The organism is Mesorhizobium sp. M6A.T.Ce.TU.016.01.1.1, assembly GCF_003997065.1.
GTDB lineage: Bacteria > Pseudomonadota > Alphaproteobacteria > Rhizobiales > Rhizobiaceae > Mesorhizobium > Mesorhizobium mediterraneum.
Map to the genome: position 1 here is coordinate 474272 of NZ_RZTJ01000001.1, position 17285 is coordinate 491556.

At 64.2% G+C, this 17285-nt stretch carries 17 protein-coding genes; 6 read left to right on the plus strand and 11 right to left on the minus strand.

Annotated features, from left to right (window positions below; all coding sequences use genetic code 11):
* Positions 1–200: 200 nt before the first annotated feature.
* The 10 genes from ugpC to EOC94_RS02510 are packed head-to-tail and all read right to left on the minus strand — an operon-like array spanning position 201 to position 9729.
* Entirely contained in the window at positions 201–1286 is a 1086-nt protein-coding gene (gene ugpC / locus EOC94_RS02465) for a sn-glycerol-3-phosphate ABC transporter ATP-binding protein UgpC (RefSeq protein WP_127288459.1), read from the minus strand.
* Positions 1279–2316: an ROK family protein gene (locus EOC94_RS02470; protein WP_127288460.1), complete on the minus strand. Its 1038-nt coding sequence runs from the start codon at positions 2314–2316 to the stop codon at positions 1279–1281. Before EOC94_RS02470 ends, ugpC begins: the two co-directional genes overlap by 8 nt.
* A complete protein-coding gene (locus tag EOC94_RS02475; RefSeq protein WP_127288461.1) occupies positions 2316–3038 on the minus strand; it encodes a ribulose-phosphate 3-epimerase in 723 nt (240 codons plus the stop codon). The genes EOC94_RS02470 and EOC94_RS02475 overlap by 1 nt, the downstream gene beginning before the upstream one ends.
* The gene (locus tag EOC94_RS02480; protein ID WP_127288462.1) at positions 3035–3868 is read right to left on the minus strand and encodes an alpha/beta hydrolase; all 834 of its coding nucleotides are present in this window, start codon (positions 3866–3868) and stop codon (positions 3035–3037) included. Before EOC94_RS02480 ends, EOC94_RS02475 begins: the two co-directional genes overlap by 4 nt.
* Positions 3868–4686, minus strand: coding sequence for a sugar phosphate isomerase/epimerase (locus EOC94_RS02485; protein ID WP_127288463.1), 819 nt, complete (start codon positions 4684–4686; stop codon positions 3868–3870). Before EOC94_RS02485 ends, EOC94_RS02480 begins: the two co-directional genes overlap by 1 nt.
* Positions 4686–5762, minus strand: a complete 1077-nt coding sequence (locus EOC94_RS02490; RefSeq protein ID WP_127288464.1) for a Gfo/Idh/MocA family oxidoreductase — start codon at positions 5760–5762, stop codon at positions 4686–4688. Before EOC94_RS02490 ends, EOC94_RS02485 begins: the two co-directional genes overlap by 1 nt.
* A gap of 10 nt (positions 5763–5772) precedes the next feature.
* The gene (locus EOC94_RS02495) at positions 5773–6594 is read right to left on the minus strand and encodes a sugar phosphate isomerase/epimerase (RefSeq protein ID WP_127288465.1); all 822 of its coding nucleotides are present in this window, start codon (positions 6592–6594) and stop codon (positions 5773–5775) included.
* 21 nt (positions 6595–6615) lie between these two features.
* A complete protein-coding gene (locus EOC94_RS02500) occupies positions 6616–7452 on the minus strand; it encodes a carbohydrate ABC transporter permease (protein ID WP_095487066.1) in 837 nt (278 codons plus the stop codon).
* Entirely contained in the window at positions 7449–8378 is a 930-nt protein-coding gene (locus EOC94_RS02505; RefSeq protein ID WP_095487064.1) for a sugar ABC transporter permease, read from the minus strand. The genes EOC94_RS02500 and EOC94_RS02505 overlap by 4 nt, the downstream gene beginning before the upstream one ends.
* 4 nt (positions 8379–8382) lie before the next feature.
* Positions 8383–9729, minus strand: a complete 1347-nt coding sequence (locus tag EOC94_RS02510) for an ABC transporter substrate-binding protein (protein ID WP_127288466.1) — start codon at positions 9727–9729, stop codon at positions 8383–8385.
* A gap of 156 nt (positions 9730–9885) precedes the next feature.
* Between EOC94_RS02510 and EOC94_RS02515 the strand changes: the two genes are divergently transcribed.
* Together EOC94_RS02515 and EOC94_RS02520 are read left to right on the plus strand one after the other, a co-directional pair.
* Complete coding sequence (locus tag EOC94_RS02515; protein ID WP_127206102.1) at positions 9886–11034, plus strand: Gfo/Idh/MocA family oxidoreductase; 1149 nt, start codon at positions 9886–9888, stop codon at positions 11032–11034.
* 18 nt (positions 11035–11052) lie between these two features.
* Positions 11053–12036, plus strand: a complete 984-nt coding sequence (locus EOC94_RS02520) for an alpha/beta hydrolase (RefSeq protein ID WP_127288467.1) — start codon at positions 11053–11055, stop codon at positions 12034–12036.
* Here the strand turns inward: EOC94_RS02520 and EOC94_RS02525 are convergent.
* Positions 12017–13042 (minus strand): LacI family DNA-binding transcriptional regulator, encoded by a 1026-nt coding sequence (locus EOC94_RS02525; RefSeq protein WP_095487647.1) that lies wholly within the window; start codon positions 13040–13042, stop codon positions 12017–12019. The genes EOC94_RS02520 and EOC94_RS02525 overlap by 20 nt on opposite strands.
* 243 nt (positions 13043–13285) lie before the next feature.
* Between EOC94_RS02525 and EOC94_RS02530 the strand changes: the two genes are divergently transcribed.
* The 4 genes from EOC94_RS02530 to EOC94_RS02545 all read left to right on the plus strand — a co-directional run bounded on the left by EOC94_RS02530 (position 13286) and on the right by EOC94_RS02545 (position 17265).
* Positions 13286–14233 (plus strand): sugar kinase, encoded by a 948-nt coding sequence (locus tag EOC94_RS02530; protein WP_127288468.1) that lies wholly within the window; start codon positions 13286–13288, stop codon positions 14231–14233.
* Complete coding sequence (locus EOC94_RS02535) at positions 14230–15516, plus strand: D-tagatose-bisphosphate aldolase, class II, non-catalytic subunit (protein WP_095487057.1); 1287 nt, start codon at positions 14230–14232, stop codon at positions 15514–15516. The genes EOC94_RS02530 and EOC94_RS02535 overlap by 4 nt, the downstream gene beginning before the upstream one ends.
* Before the next feature lie 181 nt (positions 15517–15697).
* Positions 15698–16582 (plus strand): dihydrodipicolinate synthase family protein, encoded by an 885-nt coding sequence (locus EOC94_RS02540; RefSeq protein WP_095487055.1) that lies wholly within the window; start codon positions 15698–15700, stop codon positions 16580–16582.
* A 23-nt stretch (positions 16583–16605) separates the two neighbouring features.
* The gene (locus EOC94_RS02545) at positions 16606–17265 is read left to right on the plus strand and encodes a GntR family transcriptional regulator (protein WP_095487053.1); all 660 of its coding nucleotides are present in this window, start codon (positions 16606–16608) and stop codon (positions 17263–17265) included.
* The last annotated feature ends 20 nt before the right edge of the window (positions 17266–17285 follow it).

Below are 17285 nucleotides of genomic sequence, written 5' to 3' on the forward strand. Positions count from 1 at the left end.
TCTCCTCCCAGAGCGCTGACTGATGCCTGTCAGCATTTCCGCATGTTTTAGAAAAATTTGACACGCGTCAAGATTTAAAATGGTATGCAGCGGCTTTTGATGTGCTGCAGCGCAGCAGGGAAAGGGAGGAAGAACGCGGCGATGAAGGACAGGCGCTGGCGCTGTCCCGCCAAGGTCTCCCGAATGTCGGGGAATTCAACTCAAGACAGCGAGGCCAGCGCCGGGCCATCCATACGAAACAGATGGCAGACCGCGGGAGAAATATCGAGCGCGATGGGGCTGTGCAGCGGCGTGGTCTCGCCACCTTCGGCCTGCACCACCAGGGTGACATCGGGCGCGACCTCGACATGCAGTATTGTCAGGCTGCCCAGCCGCTCCGCCAGCACGGCTTGCCCCTTGAACTGTCCGTTGGCCGAGATGCGGAGATGCTCCGGCCGCATGCCGAGCAGCAACTCGTCGCCGGGTCGGGTTGCGCCCGCCGCAACTGGCACGGACAAGGCCGAGCCGTCCGGCAATGTGACGGAGACGCCTTTGGGACCAGTCGCGGCCACTTTCAGCCTCAGCAGGTTCATCTTCGGCGAGCCGATAAAGCCGGCGACGAAGATGTTTGCCGGCTTGTTATAAAGATCGAGCGGCGAACCGACTTGCTCGATGTTGCCGCCGTTCAGCACGACGATCGTGTCGGCCATGGTCATGGCCTCGGTCTGGTCGTGGGTGACATAGATCATCGTCGCGGCCAGATGTTCATGCAGGCGCATCAGCTCAAGCCGCATGCTGACCCGCAAGGCGGCGTCGAGATTGGACAGCGGCTCGTCGAACAGGAAAACTTTGGGATTGCGCACGATGGCGCGGCCGATGGCGACACGTTGGCGCTGGCCGCCCGACAGCGCCTTCGGCCGCCGGTCGAGAAGATGCGAAAGCTGCAGCACCTCGGCTGCCTCTCGCACCTTGCGTTCCTTTTCCGCGGCGGAAACACCGGCGATCTTCAGTGCAAAGCCCATATTCTCGGCCACCGTCATGTGCGGATAGAGCGCGTAGGACTGGAACACCATGGCGAGCCCCCGCTCGGACGGATCGATGTCGTTGGCCCGCACGCCATCGATCAGCAAATCGCCGGCGGTGATCTTTTCCAGGCCGGCGATCATGCGCAGCAGCGTGGATTTGCCGCAGCCGGACGGGCCAACGAAGACGACGAATTCGCGGTCCTCGACGTCCAGGTCAAGGCCCTTGATGATCTCGACGGATCCGTAGGACTTGCGCGCACCACGCAGCTTGAGCTCAGCCATGGCTTGTCTCCCTGGCATCGGCACGTTCGGTCGCGCCGTGTTCGTTGTCGTCGTCCTGCGCCATCGCCAGTGGGGCGCCCGGTTCGCCCTCCCACAGGATCAGGCTGGCCGCGCCGATCAGTCCTGCGCGGTCGCCGAGCTGTGCCGGCACGATCGGCACATCCCGGTAGGCCGGCATGGCCCGCTGCTCGACGGTTGCCCTGATGGTTGGAGCCAACAGGTCGAAACCGTTGGCGAGGCCGCCGCCCATGACGATCAGGTCCGGCGAATAGAGGTGAAGCAGGTTGGTGAAGCCGATGCCGAGCCACTTCGCTTCCGCCTCGATCAATTCGAGCGCACTGATATCGCCGGCACGCGCGGCGTCGACGACGTGCCTGGCCGAAACGTCGCCGTCAGCCGAAAGGCGCCTGAGCAGGGAGCCATCGCCCGGCGCTGTCAGCGCCGTGGCGCGCCGCCCGAGCGCGGTTCCGGAGGCGACCGCCTCGAAACAGCCGACAGCGCCGCAGAAGCAGCGATCGCCCTCGCCGGTGATGGTCATGTGGCCGATCTCGGCCGCCAGACCGCGCCGGCCGTGATAGATATGGCCGTCGGCAACCACGCCGCCGCCAATGCCGGTCGACACGGTGACGAACACCAGCGAGCCGCGGCCACGGCCGGCGCCGAGGCGCCATTCGCCGAGAGCCGCCGCATTGGCGTCGTTCTCCAGCCGCACCGGCAGGCCGAATTGCCGGCCGAGAATGTCGATCAACGGCACGTCGTGCCAGCCGGCCAGGGTCGGCGGGGCGATCACGATGCCGGCCTTGGGATCAAGCGGCCCCGGCGCGCCGATGCCGATGCCGACGACATCCGCCTGTGGGCGCTGTGTCAGAAGAGCCCCGGCCAGTGCAATGATCTGGCCGATCACCGCATCGGATCCCGCGATCGCCATCGTCGGCGCCGAAACTTGCGCGACAACGCGGCCGCCGCTCTCGACCAGCGCGCCGCGCAGCTCCGTTCCGCCGAGATCGAAGGCGAGGGCTAGTCTTGTCATCAGGCGGCGACCTTCAGCCCATGCAGCCAGGCCATGCGTTGCGCGAGGTCGGGGTCGCCGAATGCCAGCGATCCGAGCACCACCGTCTCGGCCCCGGCGGCGCGCAAGCGCGGCACCGTCTCGTGGCGGATGCCGCCGTCGGCAGCCAGGATGATGTCGGTTTCACGGCCGGCTTGCCGCATCAGCGTGCGCGCCTCTAACAGGCGTGGGCAGGCCTGGTCGGAAAGGCTCTGGCCCTTGACCCCGATGGATGTGCCGAGAAGCGTCACGAACGCGACTTGCGACAGGAAAGGCGTGACCGCAGCGACCGGCGTTTCCAGCCTGAGCACCACACCGGCCTCGGCGCCGAGATCATGCGCCAGCCGCACGGCGCGCAGGCCGGCTTCGCCGTTTTCGGCATGGACACTGACCAGGTCGGCGCCGGCCTCGATGAACTGGCGCGTCTGCTCCTCGACGATCTCTGCTTCGACCATCAGGTGCACATGGATCGGCTTTGCCGTCAGCCCGGCGATCCGCGACACCAGATCAGGAAAGAACAGGAAGCCGGGGGTGAAGCGGGCGTCTGCGACGTCGATATGATGCAGGTCGACATGAGGTTCTATGCGCTTCAGGTCGCGCTCCATATTAGCAAGATCGGCCGACCACAGCGAAAACTCGCCGAGCAGCCGGTTGCGTGGCAAGGCGGCGATGGCAGCGGGGCCGGACAGGGATTTGATGGTCATGACGGAACGAGGCTCCGGAAGTTGAAGTGAGCGTGAAGGAAGGTCGTGATCTCAGCCTGCAGCTCGGCGAAATGCCGGACGCTGTCGAGCGCCTTGGGTGAGATTTCCGCAAAGGTTGCACCGGGAATCGCCGCGGCAAGCGTGCGCGCAGCCGGCAGCGGATGCACCGCATCCATGGCGTTGCCGATGACCAGCGTGGGGATGCCAAGGGCAGCGGCGTTGTTCGCCGAAACACCTGGGCCGTCGGCGGCAATGTCGGCGAGGACCTGCGCGAATGGCGCAGCATCCGGCCGGTCGAAATAGCCGAACAGCGAGGCAAGGTTGTCGGGTGCTTCGCGCTTCAGGCGCGCGGCGGTTTTCGATTGCGTGAAGATCGTCCTGGCCTTCTCGGGGCCGAGGTCGAGGATGAGGCCGGCAACCTCGGCGATCGGCCGCAGGTTCGCCGGCGCGCTGTCGAAAATCCAGGCCGGGCGCACGAGCAGCAGGCCGGCGACGCGGTCCGGATGGCGGCAGGCAAGGCGCAAGGCGATCGCGGCGCCCATGGAAATGCCGCCCGCAACGAAACGATCGAGGCCGGCCTGATCGGCGGCGGCAACAACATCGTCCGCGAACATCTCCAGGGAAAACGGACGGCTGGTGCCCAGTCCAGAGGCGCCGTGTCCGCGGCATTCCAGCGTGATGCGCCGCGACCCCGACCCGGAAGGGAAAGCTTGGGCGACCTGCGCCTCGCCACCGCCCAGCCCGTGCTGGAACACGACCGCCAGCCCGTCGCCTGTGTCGGAAACCCGCAGCGCGGCGTCGTCGCGAAGCAAGGTAGTCGGGCGGGTCATCACACCAGCCCCTTGAGGAAACGGGCGACTTCGGGCGCTTCCTCAGCCGAAAGCCCATGTGTCACCAGCGGCCCGTCAAAGCCTGATGCCTTCAGTCGGGCGACAAAATCCGGGAAATTGACGACACCTTGCCCGGCGGTGGCGAAGCGTCCGTCGGCGAAACGGTCCTTGGCATGGGACATGGCGACATGGCCGGCCGTGGTCTCGACCGCAGCGGCCACGATGGCGCGTGCTTCGGCGGGGCTGGCCTGCTCGAACAGGTTTGCCGGATCGAGCACGATGCGCAGCCGTTTAGAGCCCATCGCTGCAATGAGGCGCATCGCGTCTCCCGCCGAGGTGACGATGTTGGCCTGTTCGGGTTCGATGCCGAGGTCGACACCGTGACGTTCGGCGAGATCAAGCGCCTTTTCCATTTCGCCCGCCATGTCGGCCCATGCCGAGGGATCGGGATTGTCGGGATGGTGCGCCCACTGGTCGTCCGGGTTGCGGGTTCCTGTGCACAGCGTGACCAAGGGAACGGAAAGATCTGCCGCGGCCTCGATGATCACGCCAAGCCGGCGCAGGCCGTCGTCGCGCACAGTCCTGTCCGGATGGGCCATGTTGTAGGTGCCCGAGAGCGCCACCAAGGCGACACCGCAAGCATTCGACGCGGCCGCGATGGCGCTGATGGCGTCGTCAGGGACCGCATCCGGCATCGAGGGCAGGCCGGCGCAGGTCAGGTTGAACTGGGTGACGGCAAATCCCGCGTCGCGCACCGCCGCCAGCACACTGGCCGGCTCACGCCCCGGGAAGGTCTTGGCGAACACCCCGATCTGCATCAGACCGCTCCCGTCACGCTGGCGATCTCGACGCGCTCGCCGCTCTCGACCGAACGGGCGATTGCCACCATGGCGCGGATCGAGGCAAGGCCGTCCTCGACGTTGGCGCCGCGCATCGGCTTGTTGTCAAGGACTGTCTCGGCGAGGCCTTCGAGCTGGCGCCTGAAGAAATGCCCGTCGGCGCCCAGCGGCTTTCGTGATGTCGCATCCTTCTCGTGAAAAATATCAACCTCGCTCGCCCGGAAATACCAGGGATTGAAGGTCTTCGCGATCACTGAGCCGTTCTCGCCATAGAGCTGAAAACCCTCGTGCCAGTCCATGCGGACGGCCACGGTGAGATCGAGATGGCCAAGCGCGCCGTTGGCGAACTCCGTTTCGACGAACCAGCAATAGGCGCCGAAACGCTCGTTGAGGCGGGCACGCACGGCGACGATCTCGCCGCACAGGAAGCTCGCCGTGTCGACGAGGTGCGAGCCGTGCGCGAGCATGAAATACTGCCTGAGATCGGCTTTCGGATTGCCGCCAGGTTTCCTTGCCAGCTTGCTGGTGACGGAAAGCGGCTGGACCGCATCAGTGTTGGTGTAGCGATGGGTGGAATCGCAATACCAGGCCTTCAGCGCCAGGATTTCGCCCATCTCGTCGCGGACGAAATCGCGCGCCGCCTCCAGCGCCGGATCGAAGCGCTTCATATGGCCGACCTGCAGCACCTTGCCGGAGCGCCTGACCGCATCGGCGAGCATCTCGCCTTCCTCGACCGAGACGCCAATCGGCTTCTCGCACAGCACGTGCTTGCCGGCCTCGAGCGCCTTGATCGACATCGGAACATGATAGGCGTCCGAGGTCGCGACGATCACCGCCTCCAGTTGCGGGTCGGCGAGCATCTCATCGTAATCGCCATACATCTTTTCGGGTTCATAGGTCGCGCCCATGCGCGCCAAGAGATCGGGGGCGGCATCGCAGATCGCATAGAGGTCGGCATTACTGGCCTTCACGCAGGATTCGAGATGGGCGAATTGCGCGATCGGCCCGCAGCCGAGCACACCGACACGAAGGCGACGGTCTTGCTTCCGGATCATGGTCTCTTCCTCACGCGCCGTAGCCGCGCATGGTCTGGCGGTTGGTCTTGACGGCGGCCGCTGGATCGGCGGCGGCAGTCTCGGATTCCTCTTCCAGCACCAGCCAACCGTTGAAGCGCGGTGCCGCACTTGCGATGTCGATCACTGCCGCGGTATCGCAGACGCCCTTGCCGAGCATCGCCCATGTGCCGCCGGCATCGACGTCCTTCAGGTGGACGTAGCGGATGCGGTCCCGGTAGGTGGTGAGCGTGTCGATCATGTCTTCATGGCCGCGCAATATGTGGCCGGTGTCGGGCACCCAGCCGACGAGCAACGGATCGACCAGCCCGAAAATCCGGTCATAATCGGCACGGTCAAAGAGCAGCGTGTTGTGATGGGAACTCGGATGGACGGCGACATTGACGCCGGCCCTGCGCCCGAGTTCGCCGGCCTTGTTGTAGAGGTCGGCCGCGATGGCGAATTTGTCGTCGCGCGGGCCGTCGGACACGACGGTGGCCGAGCCCATCGAAACCAGCGCGCCTGGAAAGGCGGCGGCGAAGTCGATCCAGCGGTTGGCGGTCTCGAGGTCGGTGCCGATCTTCTCCTTCAGCGTGAAGCCGCTTTCCGAGCCGAAGGCGAAGGAAACCAGGGTGAGGCCGGCCGACTTCAGTGCCGTGGCGAATTCCGCCGGCCTGTCGACATAGCGGCCGATCATCGTGTCGGTGATCTCGATGCCGGCATAACCGCCATCGGCGATCGCCTTCAAGAGATCGTCGGGGCCACCGGAAAACCGGTCACCGAGCATTTCCCAGGTAAAGGTCTGGCATCCGACTTTCAGGTCTTTCACGTTCATCCTTTCATTCCTTGATGCCGCTCATTCTTTGATGCCACCTTGGGTCAGCCCTTCGATGATGTGCCGCTGGAAGAACAGCACCAGCACGATCAAAGGAACGGTGACAACGGCCGAAGCTGCGGCGATGTCGCCCCAGGGCACGTAATAGAGGTTGGTGAAGTTGGCGATGCCGACGGGGATCGTCTGGCGATCGATGTTGGAGGTGAAGGCGAGGGCGAACAGGAATTCGTTCCAGGCGGTGATGAAGGCAAGCAGGCCCGTGGTCACCAGGCTCGGCAGCGACATCGGCAGGATGATGTGCCAGAGCAGGCCGGGAACGCTGACGCCGTCCATGCGCGCCGCTTCGTCGATCTCGCGCGGCAGCGTCTCGAAATAGCCGAACAGCACCCAGGTGACGAGCGGCAGCCCGAGCGCGAGGTAGGTTATGATCAGCGCAGTATAGGTATCGAGCAGGCCGAGATTGGTAGCCACCAGATAGAGCGGCCCGACCAGCGCGATCTGCGGGAACATCGACACCGAAAGGATGACCATCAGGATGCCGAAGCGGCCCTTGACGTTCAGCCGCGATAGCGCGAAGGCAGCCAGCGATCCGACGAAGAGGCACAGGAATGTCGTGGCCAGCGAGACCACCAGCGAATTCCAGACATAGCGGTGCAGCTGCTTCTCGATGAAGGCGTTGTAGTAGTGCTCAAGCGTGAAGGGCGCGGGGATCAGCGATGGCGAGCCCGAGGTCAGCGCCTTGTCGAGCTGGAACGAGGTCGAGAATTGCCAGATGAACGGGCCGCCGGACCAGACCAGGATCAGCAGAGCGCCAAGATAAATGGCGATGGTCTGCAGCGGCGAGCGTGTGTCGTTCATTGCGCCCTCCTGATCTGCCTGATGAGATAGAGGCAAAACGCCAGTGCGATGATGCCCTCGGTGACGAACATGGCCGTCGAAACGGCTGAGCCATAGCCGAATTGCAGCGTCGAGAAGAGCACCTTGTAGGACAGAGTCGACAGCGTCTCGGTCGAATCGGCCGGACCGCCGCCGGTCAGCACATAAACGAGGTCAAAGACGCGAAAGGCGTCGAGCGCGCGGAACAGGCCGGCGATCAGCAAGGTCGGCATCAAGAGCGGCAGGCGGATGTACCAGAAGGTGATCCAGCCCTTGGCACCATCCATGCGCGCTGCCTCGATCAGCGAATTGGGCACCGTCTGCAGCCCGGTCAAAAGCAGCAGCGCCATGAACGGCGTCGTCTTCCAGACGTCGGCGATGATGATGGTGGTCATCGCGGTGTCGGGAGAGCCGTACCAGTTGACCTTCTGGTCGATCAGCCCGGCATGCAGGAGAATGTAATTGATGATGCCGTTCTGGCCGTCGAACAGCCAGCCGAACATTTTCGAGGTGACGACGGTCGGCATCGCCCAGGGAACCAGCATGGCCGCGCGGACGAGCCCGCGGCCTTTAAAAGCCTCGCACAGGATGAGCGCCATGCCGAGCCCGATGACGGTCTCCAGTATCGTGGATGCCGCGGTAAACCACATCGTGTGCCACCAGGCGTTCCAGAACTGCGCGTCGCCCCAGAGCTGCACATAATTGGCGAAACCGGAGAATTCGTTCTCCTGGGTGATCAGCGAGGTGTTGGTGAGCGAGAGATAGAGCCCGTTGATGATCGGGTAGAAGGAAACCGACGCCAGGGACACGAAGGCCGGCGTCAGCAGGAGCAAGGCCCAGAGCGCGCTGGGAAGCGCCTTGCCAAGCCGCGGCCGGCCAATGCCAGAAACAGTGGCCGCAGCGGTCATGGGTTCAGCCGACGATCTGGTCGATTTGCGCCGCCAGCGCGTCCATCTCGGCCTGGACATTGCCCGACACCAGCGCCTTGGAGATGCCCGACTGCAAGGCCAGCGTCACCTTCGCATATTCGGGTGTGATCGGACGGGCCGTGGCGCCGGTGAATACTTTTTCGAGGCTCGCCATGAACGGCTGTTCGGTCTTGATCTTCTCGTCCTGAAACAGCGCCGGGCGCGTCGGTGCGAGGCCGAAGTTTAGGGCGATGCGGTGCTGGGTTTCGGTCGACGACAGCCATGTCAGCAACTCGATCGCGGCTTCGCGCTGCTTGGAGTTGGCGTTGACCCCGAGCTGATAGCCGCCGAGACAGGCCGAGCTCTTGCCGCCGGGGAAGGCCGGTAGCGGTGCGACACCGACCTTGTCCACCACCTGGGAGGCCTTGGCGTCCTGGGCGATCGGATAGACATAGGACCAGTTGCGCATGAACATCGCCTTGCCCGAGGTGAAAGGCTGGCGTGACGGCTCCTCGTCCCAGGACAGGACGTCCTGCGGGCTGATCTTGGTCCCGTTGACGGTGTCGTGCAGGAACTGGATCGCGTCGACCGCCGCCTTCTGGTTGATCAGCGACGACTTGCCGTCGGGCGCCAGGATCGCGCCGTTGTTGGAGGTGATGATCTCGACGGCGTCGCAGACCAGAACCTCGGCCTGCTTGCCTTGCCAGAGATAGCCGAAATCGACGTCGCCGGCCTTCTGCGCGGCGGCGGCGATGGTCGCCATGTCGGCCCAGTTTTCCGGCACCTTGCCGCCATGCTTTTCCAGCACGTCCTTGCGGTAATAGAACATGCCCGAATCCATGAACCAGGGAAGGGCGGTCAGCTTGCCGTCATAGGTACAGGCGTTGAGGGTTCCGGAGAAGTAGGCGCTGCGCTTGTCCGCGGGAAAATACTGGTCGAGCGGCAGCGCCCAGCCGGCAGCGGCGAAGCCGGCGATCCAGATCACGTCCTGGCTGAAGACGTCGGGCGTGCCAGTACGCCGGGCGAGCTGCTGGACAAGGCCCTGGTAGACTTCCGTCGATGAGCTCGGCGGTGGCAGCTCGATGTTCTTGACCAGAATGCGGTCCTGCGATTCGTTGAAGGCCTTGATCAGGTCGCCGAAAGTCTCCTTGCCGAAGAAGGCGGCACTGGCGAAACTGATTTCGGCGCGCGACTGTGCGCGAGCCCGGCGAACGCCCAGCCCGGTGCTCAGCCCAAGTGTTGCCGCGCCCAGCAGTCCGGCGCTGCCAATGAGAAACTGCCGGCGGTCGGCGATCGTCACATGCGCAACCGGCTTCGAGCCGGAGACCGGCCCTTTTTTGATGTCAGTCATTTTCTCTCCTCCTTGCGCTGGCAGCCTCCCCAGTCAGCATTTGCGCATGTTCCAGAAAAATTTTACGCGCGTCAATATTTAAAATGCTGTAAAGCGGCTTTCGAATGTGATCCGTTGCCGGTGCAATGATTCACGGCGTTGGGAGGTGGAAAAAAAATGCGAGGACAATCAGGAGCTAAGCTCGGCATCGGCGTAGTCGGGTGCGGCAACATCTCGATGACTTATTTGCGCAATGCGGCTCTGTTCGGTGAGGTGGAACTGCGCGCCTGCGCCGATATATCGCCCGATATGGCGGCCCTGCGTGCCAGCGAATATGGCATCCGGGCAGTCAGCGTCGATGCGCTTCTGGCCGATCCCGAAATCGATCTCGTCCTCAATCTGACCATCCCGGCGGCGCATTTCGACATCTCGTTTTCGGCGCTTTCGGCGGGAAAGCACGTCTTCACCGAAAAACCGCTGGCGACCTCGGCTAGAGACGGCCGCCGCCTTGTCACCGAGGCGACGGAGCGCGGGCTGCTGCTGGGCTCGGCTCCGGACACCTTCCTCGGCGCCGCCGGACGGCGGGCACGCCGCCTCATGGACGACGGCGCGATCGGCCGCGCGGTGACCGGCACTGCCTTCATGATGGGGCGTGGCATGGAGCACTGGCATCCCAATCCGCAATTCTACTACCAGCCCGGCGGCGGACCGGTCTTCGACATGGGCCCCTATTACCTGACGATGCTGGTCAATCTGCTCGGGCCGGTGGCTCGCGTGATGGCGATGGCAACGCGGGGCCAGGAAGAGCGGTTGATCACCGCCGAAGGCCCCTACAGGAACACCAGCTTCAAGGTCGGCACGCCGACCAACGTCCTGTCGCTGCTGGAGTTTCGCTCGGGCGCCACCGTCACCTTCGGTGCCTCGTGGGACGTCTTCAGGCACTCCAATCATCCGATCGAGTTGCACGGGACCGAAGGCTCGCTCAGGCTGCCCGATCCGGATACGTTCGGCGGCACCGTCTCGCTGTCGGAACGTGGGGCCGACTGGGCCGATTTTCCCAGTGACAGCGAACTCTACGGCGCGCGCAATTGGCCCTTCGCCGCGCCCGACCGCGCGAATTACCGCATGCTCGGCGTTGCCGATCTTTCGCGCGCGCTGATATCAGGAAGAAGGCCGCGGGCGTCCGGCGACCTTGCGCTGCATGTGCTGGAGATCATGGAGGCGATCCTCGCTTCGGGAGAGAGCCGCGAGTCCGTCGCCGTCAACGCAACGGTCGATCAGCCACCGCTCCTCCAGGAGGACGAAGCGGCCAGCCTGCTTGCCTGATATCGGAGGGCACTTACGATGACGACCTCGCTTTCGCCCCTGCTCGATCCAGAGGCCCGGCATGTGCTCGACCTTGGGCGAGAAGCGGCAGCCCCGCCGTTCGAAAGCGGCACGCCTGAAGAGGCGCGCCGCGCCTATGAGCAGGACTTTCCGGCACTCCAGGGCGAGCGCGAGCCGGTCGGCTCACTGACCGAGCGCACCATCGCCGGCCCTTGCGGCTCGTTGACGCTCAGGATCTATCGCGGACAGGGCGCGGTCGGGGCCGCTGCCCCGGCGCTGCTCTATCTGCATGGCGGCGGCTGGGTGATCGGCAATCTCGAGTCGCATGACGAGATCTGCCGGTGGTTTGCCAATATGGCGGCGTGCGCCGTCGTCTCGCCCGACTACCGGCTGGCGCCGGAGCACAAATTCCCGGCGGCGATCGACGACTGCCGCGCTGCACTTTCTTTCATGCAGAACGGCGCGGGCGATCTCGGCATCGATGCAGGAAGGATCGCTGTCGCCGGCGACAGCGCCGGCGGCAATCTCGCCACCGTGCTTTGCCTGCTTGCGCGCGGCGACAAGAACCCGCCGACCGCGCAACTGCTGTTCTATCCGAACACGGACGCCTCGCAGGCGGCAGACAGCTATCGCCGCTTTGCCGAGGGCTACGGTCTGACATCGGCGACCATGGCCTGGTTCCGCGAACACTATATCAGGGATGCCGGCGATATCGACGACTGGCGCGTGTCGCCGCTCAAGGCCGCAAGCCTTGCCGGCATAGCGCCGGCTTTTGTCGCAATCGCCGGTCATGACATCCTCGCCGACGAAGGCGAGGCTTATGCCAAGCGTCTGGTGGATGACGGCGTGCGGGTCGTGCTGCGGCGCTGGCCCGGCCAGATACACGGCTTCGTCTCGATGGGCCGCCACGGCCCGGCGGCGAGGCAAGCGGTTGGCGCAGCGGTTGCCGCATGGCGCGGCTTCGATCCTGCCTTTGGAACGCTCAGGCCGACTGACGCATGACCAGAGTCGCGTCGAGACTGACCTTGGGGGCAACTGCCGCGTCGTCCTCGTCCAGCAAGGTCAGCAGCGTCTCGACGCTGCGTCCCGCCATGGACGCGAAATCCTGCGCCATGGTGGTGAGGGCAGGACAGGTATAGCGGCTTAGCGGATGATCATCATGGGCCGCGACCCGCAGGTCGCAATCGCCTCTGCGACCAACTTTGCGGCCTTGCGAATAGGCGGCAGCCATCACGCCGAAGGCGAGACGGTCGTTGGCGCACAGGATGGTCTTTCCCGGCAGGCCACCATTGCCGAGCATCTTTTCCATCTGCTCGTAGCCGATCCGCTCGAAATCCCAAGTATAGTCTTCGGTATTGCCGATGATGACTGGCTCATGGCCGAGCCGCTGCATGGTGGCGACATAGCTGTTCACTCGCTCTGGCGAGTTGTGGTTGACATGCGGGATGTCGAAATAGACCGGCGCGTCGCCGGAGCGGGTGAGATACTCGACGATCGTCGAGACGCTCTGGGCATTGTTGTTGCCGACGAACGGCGTGCTGCCTTCGAGATAGGTATCGAAATAGACGATTGGGATCGCCTGTGTAAGCTTCTCCAGCGTGCGGTGGTCCGAACGCAGCCCAAGCGGCGCAATCAACGCGCCGGAAACTTTCAGCGAAAGAATGGTTCGTGTCGCTTCCACTTCGAGCTCGCGCGAGCCATGCGAGGAGATCACGATCGGCCAGTAGCCCTCATCGCGCAGCCTGAGTTCGATGCGGCTGACCATCTCGGAATAGAAGGGATCGGCGACCGTCGGCACCACGATGCCGATGCTGCGGGTCCGCTTTCGGTTCAGGTTGCGCGCAAAGAGATTGGGCTGGTAGTCGGACGCGCGCAGCGCAACCTCGATCCGCTGCCGTGTCGCCGGCTTGACACTGGTCGGATCATCGAAATATTTCGACAGCGTTGGCCTGGAGACGCCGCAAGAGCGGGCGAAATCCTCCATCGTCTTGTGTGTCATCGGCATTATTCCCTCGCGCCGTTCCTCACCGCTGCCCGGTTCCCTACATACGGTGCGCTGGCGTGCAACCGCAAGTCGAAACTTTACAGACAATTCCAACAGTTTCCATGCGTAAATTTATTAATTGACGCGAAAAAGCACAAGCCGTATTCACTTCCAGTGGGCGAATTCGAAATTCGTATCACCCGGAAAGTGCTCGCGCGGTTCATCCGAAGCGAGGCCGGGACGAAATGCCGGGAGGGATTCCGCGAGATGAAGAAGCTGGTCAGTGCCGGCGAGATACTCGTCGAGATCATGGCCGAGCGGATCGGCCAGAGCTTTCTCGAGCCTGGTCCGCTGCTTGGGCCCTATCCGTCCGGAGCGCCCGCGATCTTCATCGGTCAGGCGGCGGCGCTCGGCCAGCCGGCCGGTCTCATCGGCGCCGTCGGCGACGACGATTTCGGCAGGCTGAACATCGAACGGCTGCGCGCGCTTGGTGCGGACGTGTCGGCGATCGCGGTTCACACGGGGCAGGCGACGGGCACGGCCTTCGTCACCTACCGGGCCGACGCCAGCCGGCATTTCGTCTTCAACATCGCCAACAGCGCCTCCGGCCTGATCGAGACCGACACGGCGGCAACGAAGCTGCTCGCCAGTGCCGATCACGTCCATGTCATGGGCTCGTCGCTGTTTTCCGACCGCGCCATCGCGGTGGCGCTATCGGCGATCGAGACTGTCAAGGCCGGGGGTGGAACCGTGTCCTTCGATCCGAACATCCGCCGCGAGATCATGCAGGCTTCCGGCATGCGCACGGCGCTCGACCATGTGCTGGCGCGAGCCGATATCTTCCTGCCGAGCGGTGAGGAGCTCTTCCTGTTTTCATCCGCCAAGGACGAGAAGGGCGCGGTCGACGAATTGCTGAACCGTGGCCTGTCCTGCATCGTCCTGAAGAAAGGCGCCGCGGGCGCCACCTATCATGATCGCCACGGCACGGTCGCCTCACCCGGCTTTGCCGTCGACGAGGTCGATCCGACCGGCGCGGGCGATTGCTTCGGTGCTGCTTTCGTCTCGTTCTGGTTGCGCGGGGCGGCTCCCGCAGACGCAATGCGGATTGCCAATGCCTGCGGTGCGCTCGCTGTCACCCGCAAGGGACCGATGGAGGGCATTTTCCCGCTTGAAGCGGTCGAAGCCTTCATCGCCACAGGGAAGAACATGCAGTGAGTGCCGCGACGCAGAGGTTTGCAAACATTGCGGCCAGGCGCGCTGCAGGCGCGAGAAGCGGCATCGCCTCGGTCTGCTCGGCGCATCCGCTGGTGATCGAGGCCGCCTTGCGTCATGGCGCGGCGCGGCATGCGGATGTTCTGATCGAGGCCACCTGCAACCAGGTCAACCACGAGGGTGGCTACACCGGGATGACGCCGCCCGACTTCCGCAGCTTCGTCGAGGCGCATGCGAAGAAAGCGGGTTTCCCGGTCGATCGCCTGATCCTTGGCGGCGATCATCTTGGACCCAATCCGTGGAAACACATGGCTGCTGCCGCCGCCATGAAGAACGCCGCGGCGATGATCGATGCCTATGCGAGCGCCGGCTTCACCAAGATGCATCTGGATACGAGCATGGCCTGCGCCGACGATCCTGCCGTGCTTGCCGACGAGACCATCGCCGCGCGGGCGGCCGAACTTGCCGCAATCGCCGAGGCGGCGGTCGAGCGGGCAGGCGGCGAAAGACCGGTCTACGTCATCGGCACCGAAGTGCCGGTGCCGGGCGGTGCGCTGGAGGCGCTCGACCACCTGCATGTGACGGCGCCCGACGATGCTTTGCGCACCGTAGAGGTACACGCCCGAGCGTTTTCCCGCGCCGGCCTCGACGACGCTTTTGGCCGTGCGATCGGCGTCGTCGTCCAGCCTGGTGTCGAGTTCGGCAACGCCGAGATCGTGCCCTATGCGCCGGCCAAGGCGACTGAATTGGTGGCGGTGCTCGACCGCGTGCCGCAATTCGTTTTTGAGGCGCATTCGACCGACTACCAGCCGACCGAAGCGCTCAACGCTCTCGTGCGCGATGGTTTTGCCATCCTCAAGGTCGGCCCCTGGCTGACCTTCGCGCTTCGCGAGGCGCTGTACGGGCTCAGCCACATCGCCGATGTGCTCGCGCCTGACCCTTCGCGTGAAAGCCTGCCTGTCGCGATGGAGCGCATCATGCTGGCGTCGCCGGACAATTGGCAGAAATACTATCCGGCCACGCCGGAAGAGCAGCGCGTGCAGCGGCATTTCTCGTTCAGCGACCGCATCCGCTACTACTGGCCGACGCCGGACGCGCAGCGCGCCACGCAAAAGCTATTGGATGTGCTGGGCGAAAAGGACATTCCCCGGCCTCTTGTCAGCCAGTATCTGGGGCAGCTCGACGCCGAGGTTGCGGCAGGCCGGATCAAACCTTTCGCGCACGACCTTCTGATCGGCAGCATCACCCGTGTCCTCGACATCTACGCAGGCGCGACGGGACAGTAGGGCGGATCGGCCCTGGGCGGTGTGCCTGGTCGCACCGCCGAAAAGCGTCACGCGCGAAACCTCTCTGTTCATGTCCGACTCTCGATATCGCCAGCGTTTCGAAAAAGACACTGCTGCAATTTACAACTAACATGTTAGCGTGTTAGCCGTGCTTGCAGATCGACATCTGGAGAAAATAGCAGTGGCTTCGCGCTTTGGTCTTTCGGTTGCCCTCACCACGCCTTTTGATGCGTCCGGGCAAATCGCCATCTCTCCCATGGTCGCGCAAGCCCGGGCTTGCCTTGGCGCCGGATGCAGCAGCGCAACGCTCTTCGGCACCACGGGGGAAGGCGCCTCGGTGGGGACTGGAGAGCGGCGGATTGTCACCGAAGCCATGCTTGCCGCCGGCATTGCGGCGCATCAGCTCGTCGCCGGCGTGCTGGTCGATGCGGCCGAAGACGCCGCCGAACAGGCGCGGCACGCCTTGCAGCTCGGCGTCCGCAACATACTGCTGGCCCCGCCGAGCTACTTCAAGAATGTCGGCGAGGACGGGCTGTTCGGATGGTTTTCCGCCGTCTTCGCCGCGCTCGGCCCGCTGGCTCGCGGTGTCCTGCTTTACAACATCCCTTCTGTCACCATGGTGCCGCTCCCGCTTAGCTTGATCGGTCGGCTGCGTGCGGCCTTCCCCGGCGTGATCGCCGGTGTAAAGGATTCGGGTGGCGACTGGAGCTATAGCGAGGCGTTGCTAAAGGCCCATGGCGACCTGGTGATTCTAATCGGCGACGAGCGGCATTTGGCGAGAAGTGTGCGCCAGGGCGGGCAAGGCGCCATTTCCGGCATGGCCAATTTCGTCACCGGTGAAATCCGCGCCATGGCCGAGGACGGGCGCGACGACGCCCGCGTCGAGAGCTTCGTGCTCGAATTGCTCAAATATCCGGTCACCCCGGCGGTGAAGGTCATGGTGGCGTGCAAGACCGGCGACGAGCGCTGGCTGGCGGTCCGTCCGCCGCTCGAGCCGATCGCTGCGCAGGGGCGGCAACAGCTTACTGCTGCCTATGACAGGCTGTTTGCGACAGAGCCGGCCTGACCGGCAAGGAAGAAACCGCTGAAATGGACGACAGCAGCGAACCGGCCACCCTCAGGGAAAAAGCCTATGCCAGCTTCACGCGGCATTTGCTGGCTCGTGATCTGCGGCCGGGACAGTTCGTGTCGCAGCGCGAACTGGTTGCCTTTACCGGGTTGCCGCTTGGCGCCATCCGCGAGATCGTGCCGCGGCTCGAAGCCGAGGGGCTTCTGATGACCATCCCGCAGCGCGGCATGCAGATCGCCCATATTGATATCAGCCTGATCCGCGAGGCTTTTCAGTTCCGCCTGTTCATGGAGCGCGAAGCGGTGGCGCTATTCACCGTCAACGCCTCCGACGCCGAACTCGCCCGCCTGCGGCGCGAACATGAGGACATGCTGGCTCAAGCGTTGTCGCAGCCGCCGACGGCGGAAATGGAAGCCAAGGCCCAGAACATCGATTGGGCGATGCACGACACCTTCATCGATGCGCTAGGCAACGAGATCATCGCCAAGGCGTATCTGGTCAATTCGGTAAAGATCCGCCTGATCCACCAAGAGCGCTTCCGTATCGATGGGCGCGTCGTGCCGGTGATGCATGAGCACCTGACAGTGATCGAAGCGCTCGAGAGCCGCGACCCACAAAAGGCTGTCGAGGCGATCAGCCGGCATATCGACAATGCGCGCCGGTTGGCGCTCCAGATCTGAGGACGTATGGTTCGCGGCTG

Bases quoted from the DNA above. Each gene is read 5' to 3' on its own strand.
- ugpC (WP_127288459.1), bottom strand. From the start codon at position 1,286: ATGGCTGAGCTCAAGCTGCGTGGTGCGCGCAAGTCCTACGGATCCGTC.
- EOC94_RS02470 (WP_127288460.1), bottom strand. From the start codon at position 2,316: ATGACAAGACTAGCCCTCGCCTTCGATCTCGGCGGAACGGAGCTGCGC.
- EOC94_RS02475 (WP_127288461.1), bottom strand. From the start codon at position 3,038: ATGACCATCAAATCCCTGTCCGGCCCCGCTGCCATCGCCGCCTTGCCA.
- EOC94_RS02480 (WP_127288462.1), bottom strand. From the start codon at position 3,868: ATGACCCGCCCGACTACCTTGCTTCGCGACGACGCCGCGCTGCGGGTT.
- EOC94_RS02485 (WP_127288463.1), bottom strand. From the start codon at position 4,686: ATGCAGATCGGGGTGTTCGCCAAGACCTTCCCGGGGCGTGAGCCGGCC.
- EOC94_RS02490 (WP_127288464.1), bottom strand. From the start codon at position 5,762: ATGATCCGGAAGCAAGACCGTCGCCTTCGTGTCGGTGTGCTCGGCTGC.
- EOC94_RS02495 (WP_127288465.1), bottom strand. From the start codon at position 6,594: ATGAACGTGAAAGACCTGAAAGTCGGATGCCAGACCTTTACCTGGGAA.
- EOC94_RS02500 (WP_095487066.1), bottom strand. From the start codon at position 7,452: ATGAACGACACACGCTCGCCGCTGCAGACCATCGCCATTTATCTTGGC.
- EOC94_RS02505 (WP_095487064.1), bottom strand. From the start codon at position 8,378: ATGACCGCTGCGGCCACTGTTTCTGGCATTGGCCGGCCGCGGCTTGGC.
- EOC94_RS02510 (WP_127288466.1), bottom strand. From the start codon at position 9,729: ATGACTGACATCAAAAAAGGGCCGGTCTCCGGCTCGAAGCCGGTTGCG.
- EOC94_RS02515 (WP_127206102.1), top strand. From the start codon at position 9,886: ATGCGAGGACAATCAGGAGCTAAGCTCGGCATCGGCGTAGTCGGGTGC.
- EOC94_RS02520 (WP_127288467.1), top strand. From the start codon at position 11,053: ATGACGACCTCGCTTTCGCCCCTGCTCGATCCAGAGGCCCGGCATGTG.
- EOC94_RS02530 (WP_127288468.1), top strand. From the start codon at position 13,286: ATGAAGAAGCTGGTCAGTGCCGGCGAGATACTCGTCGAGATCATGGCC.
- EOC94_RS02545 (WP_095487053.1), top strand. From the start codon at position 16,606: ATGGACGACAGCAGCGAACCGGCCACCCTCAGGGAAAAAGCCTATGCC.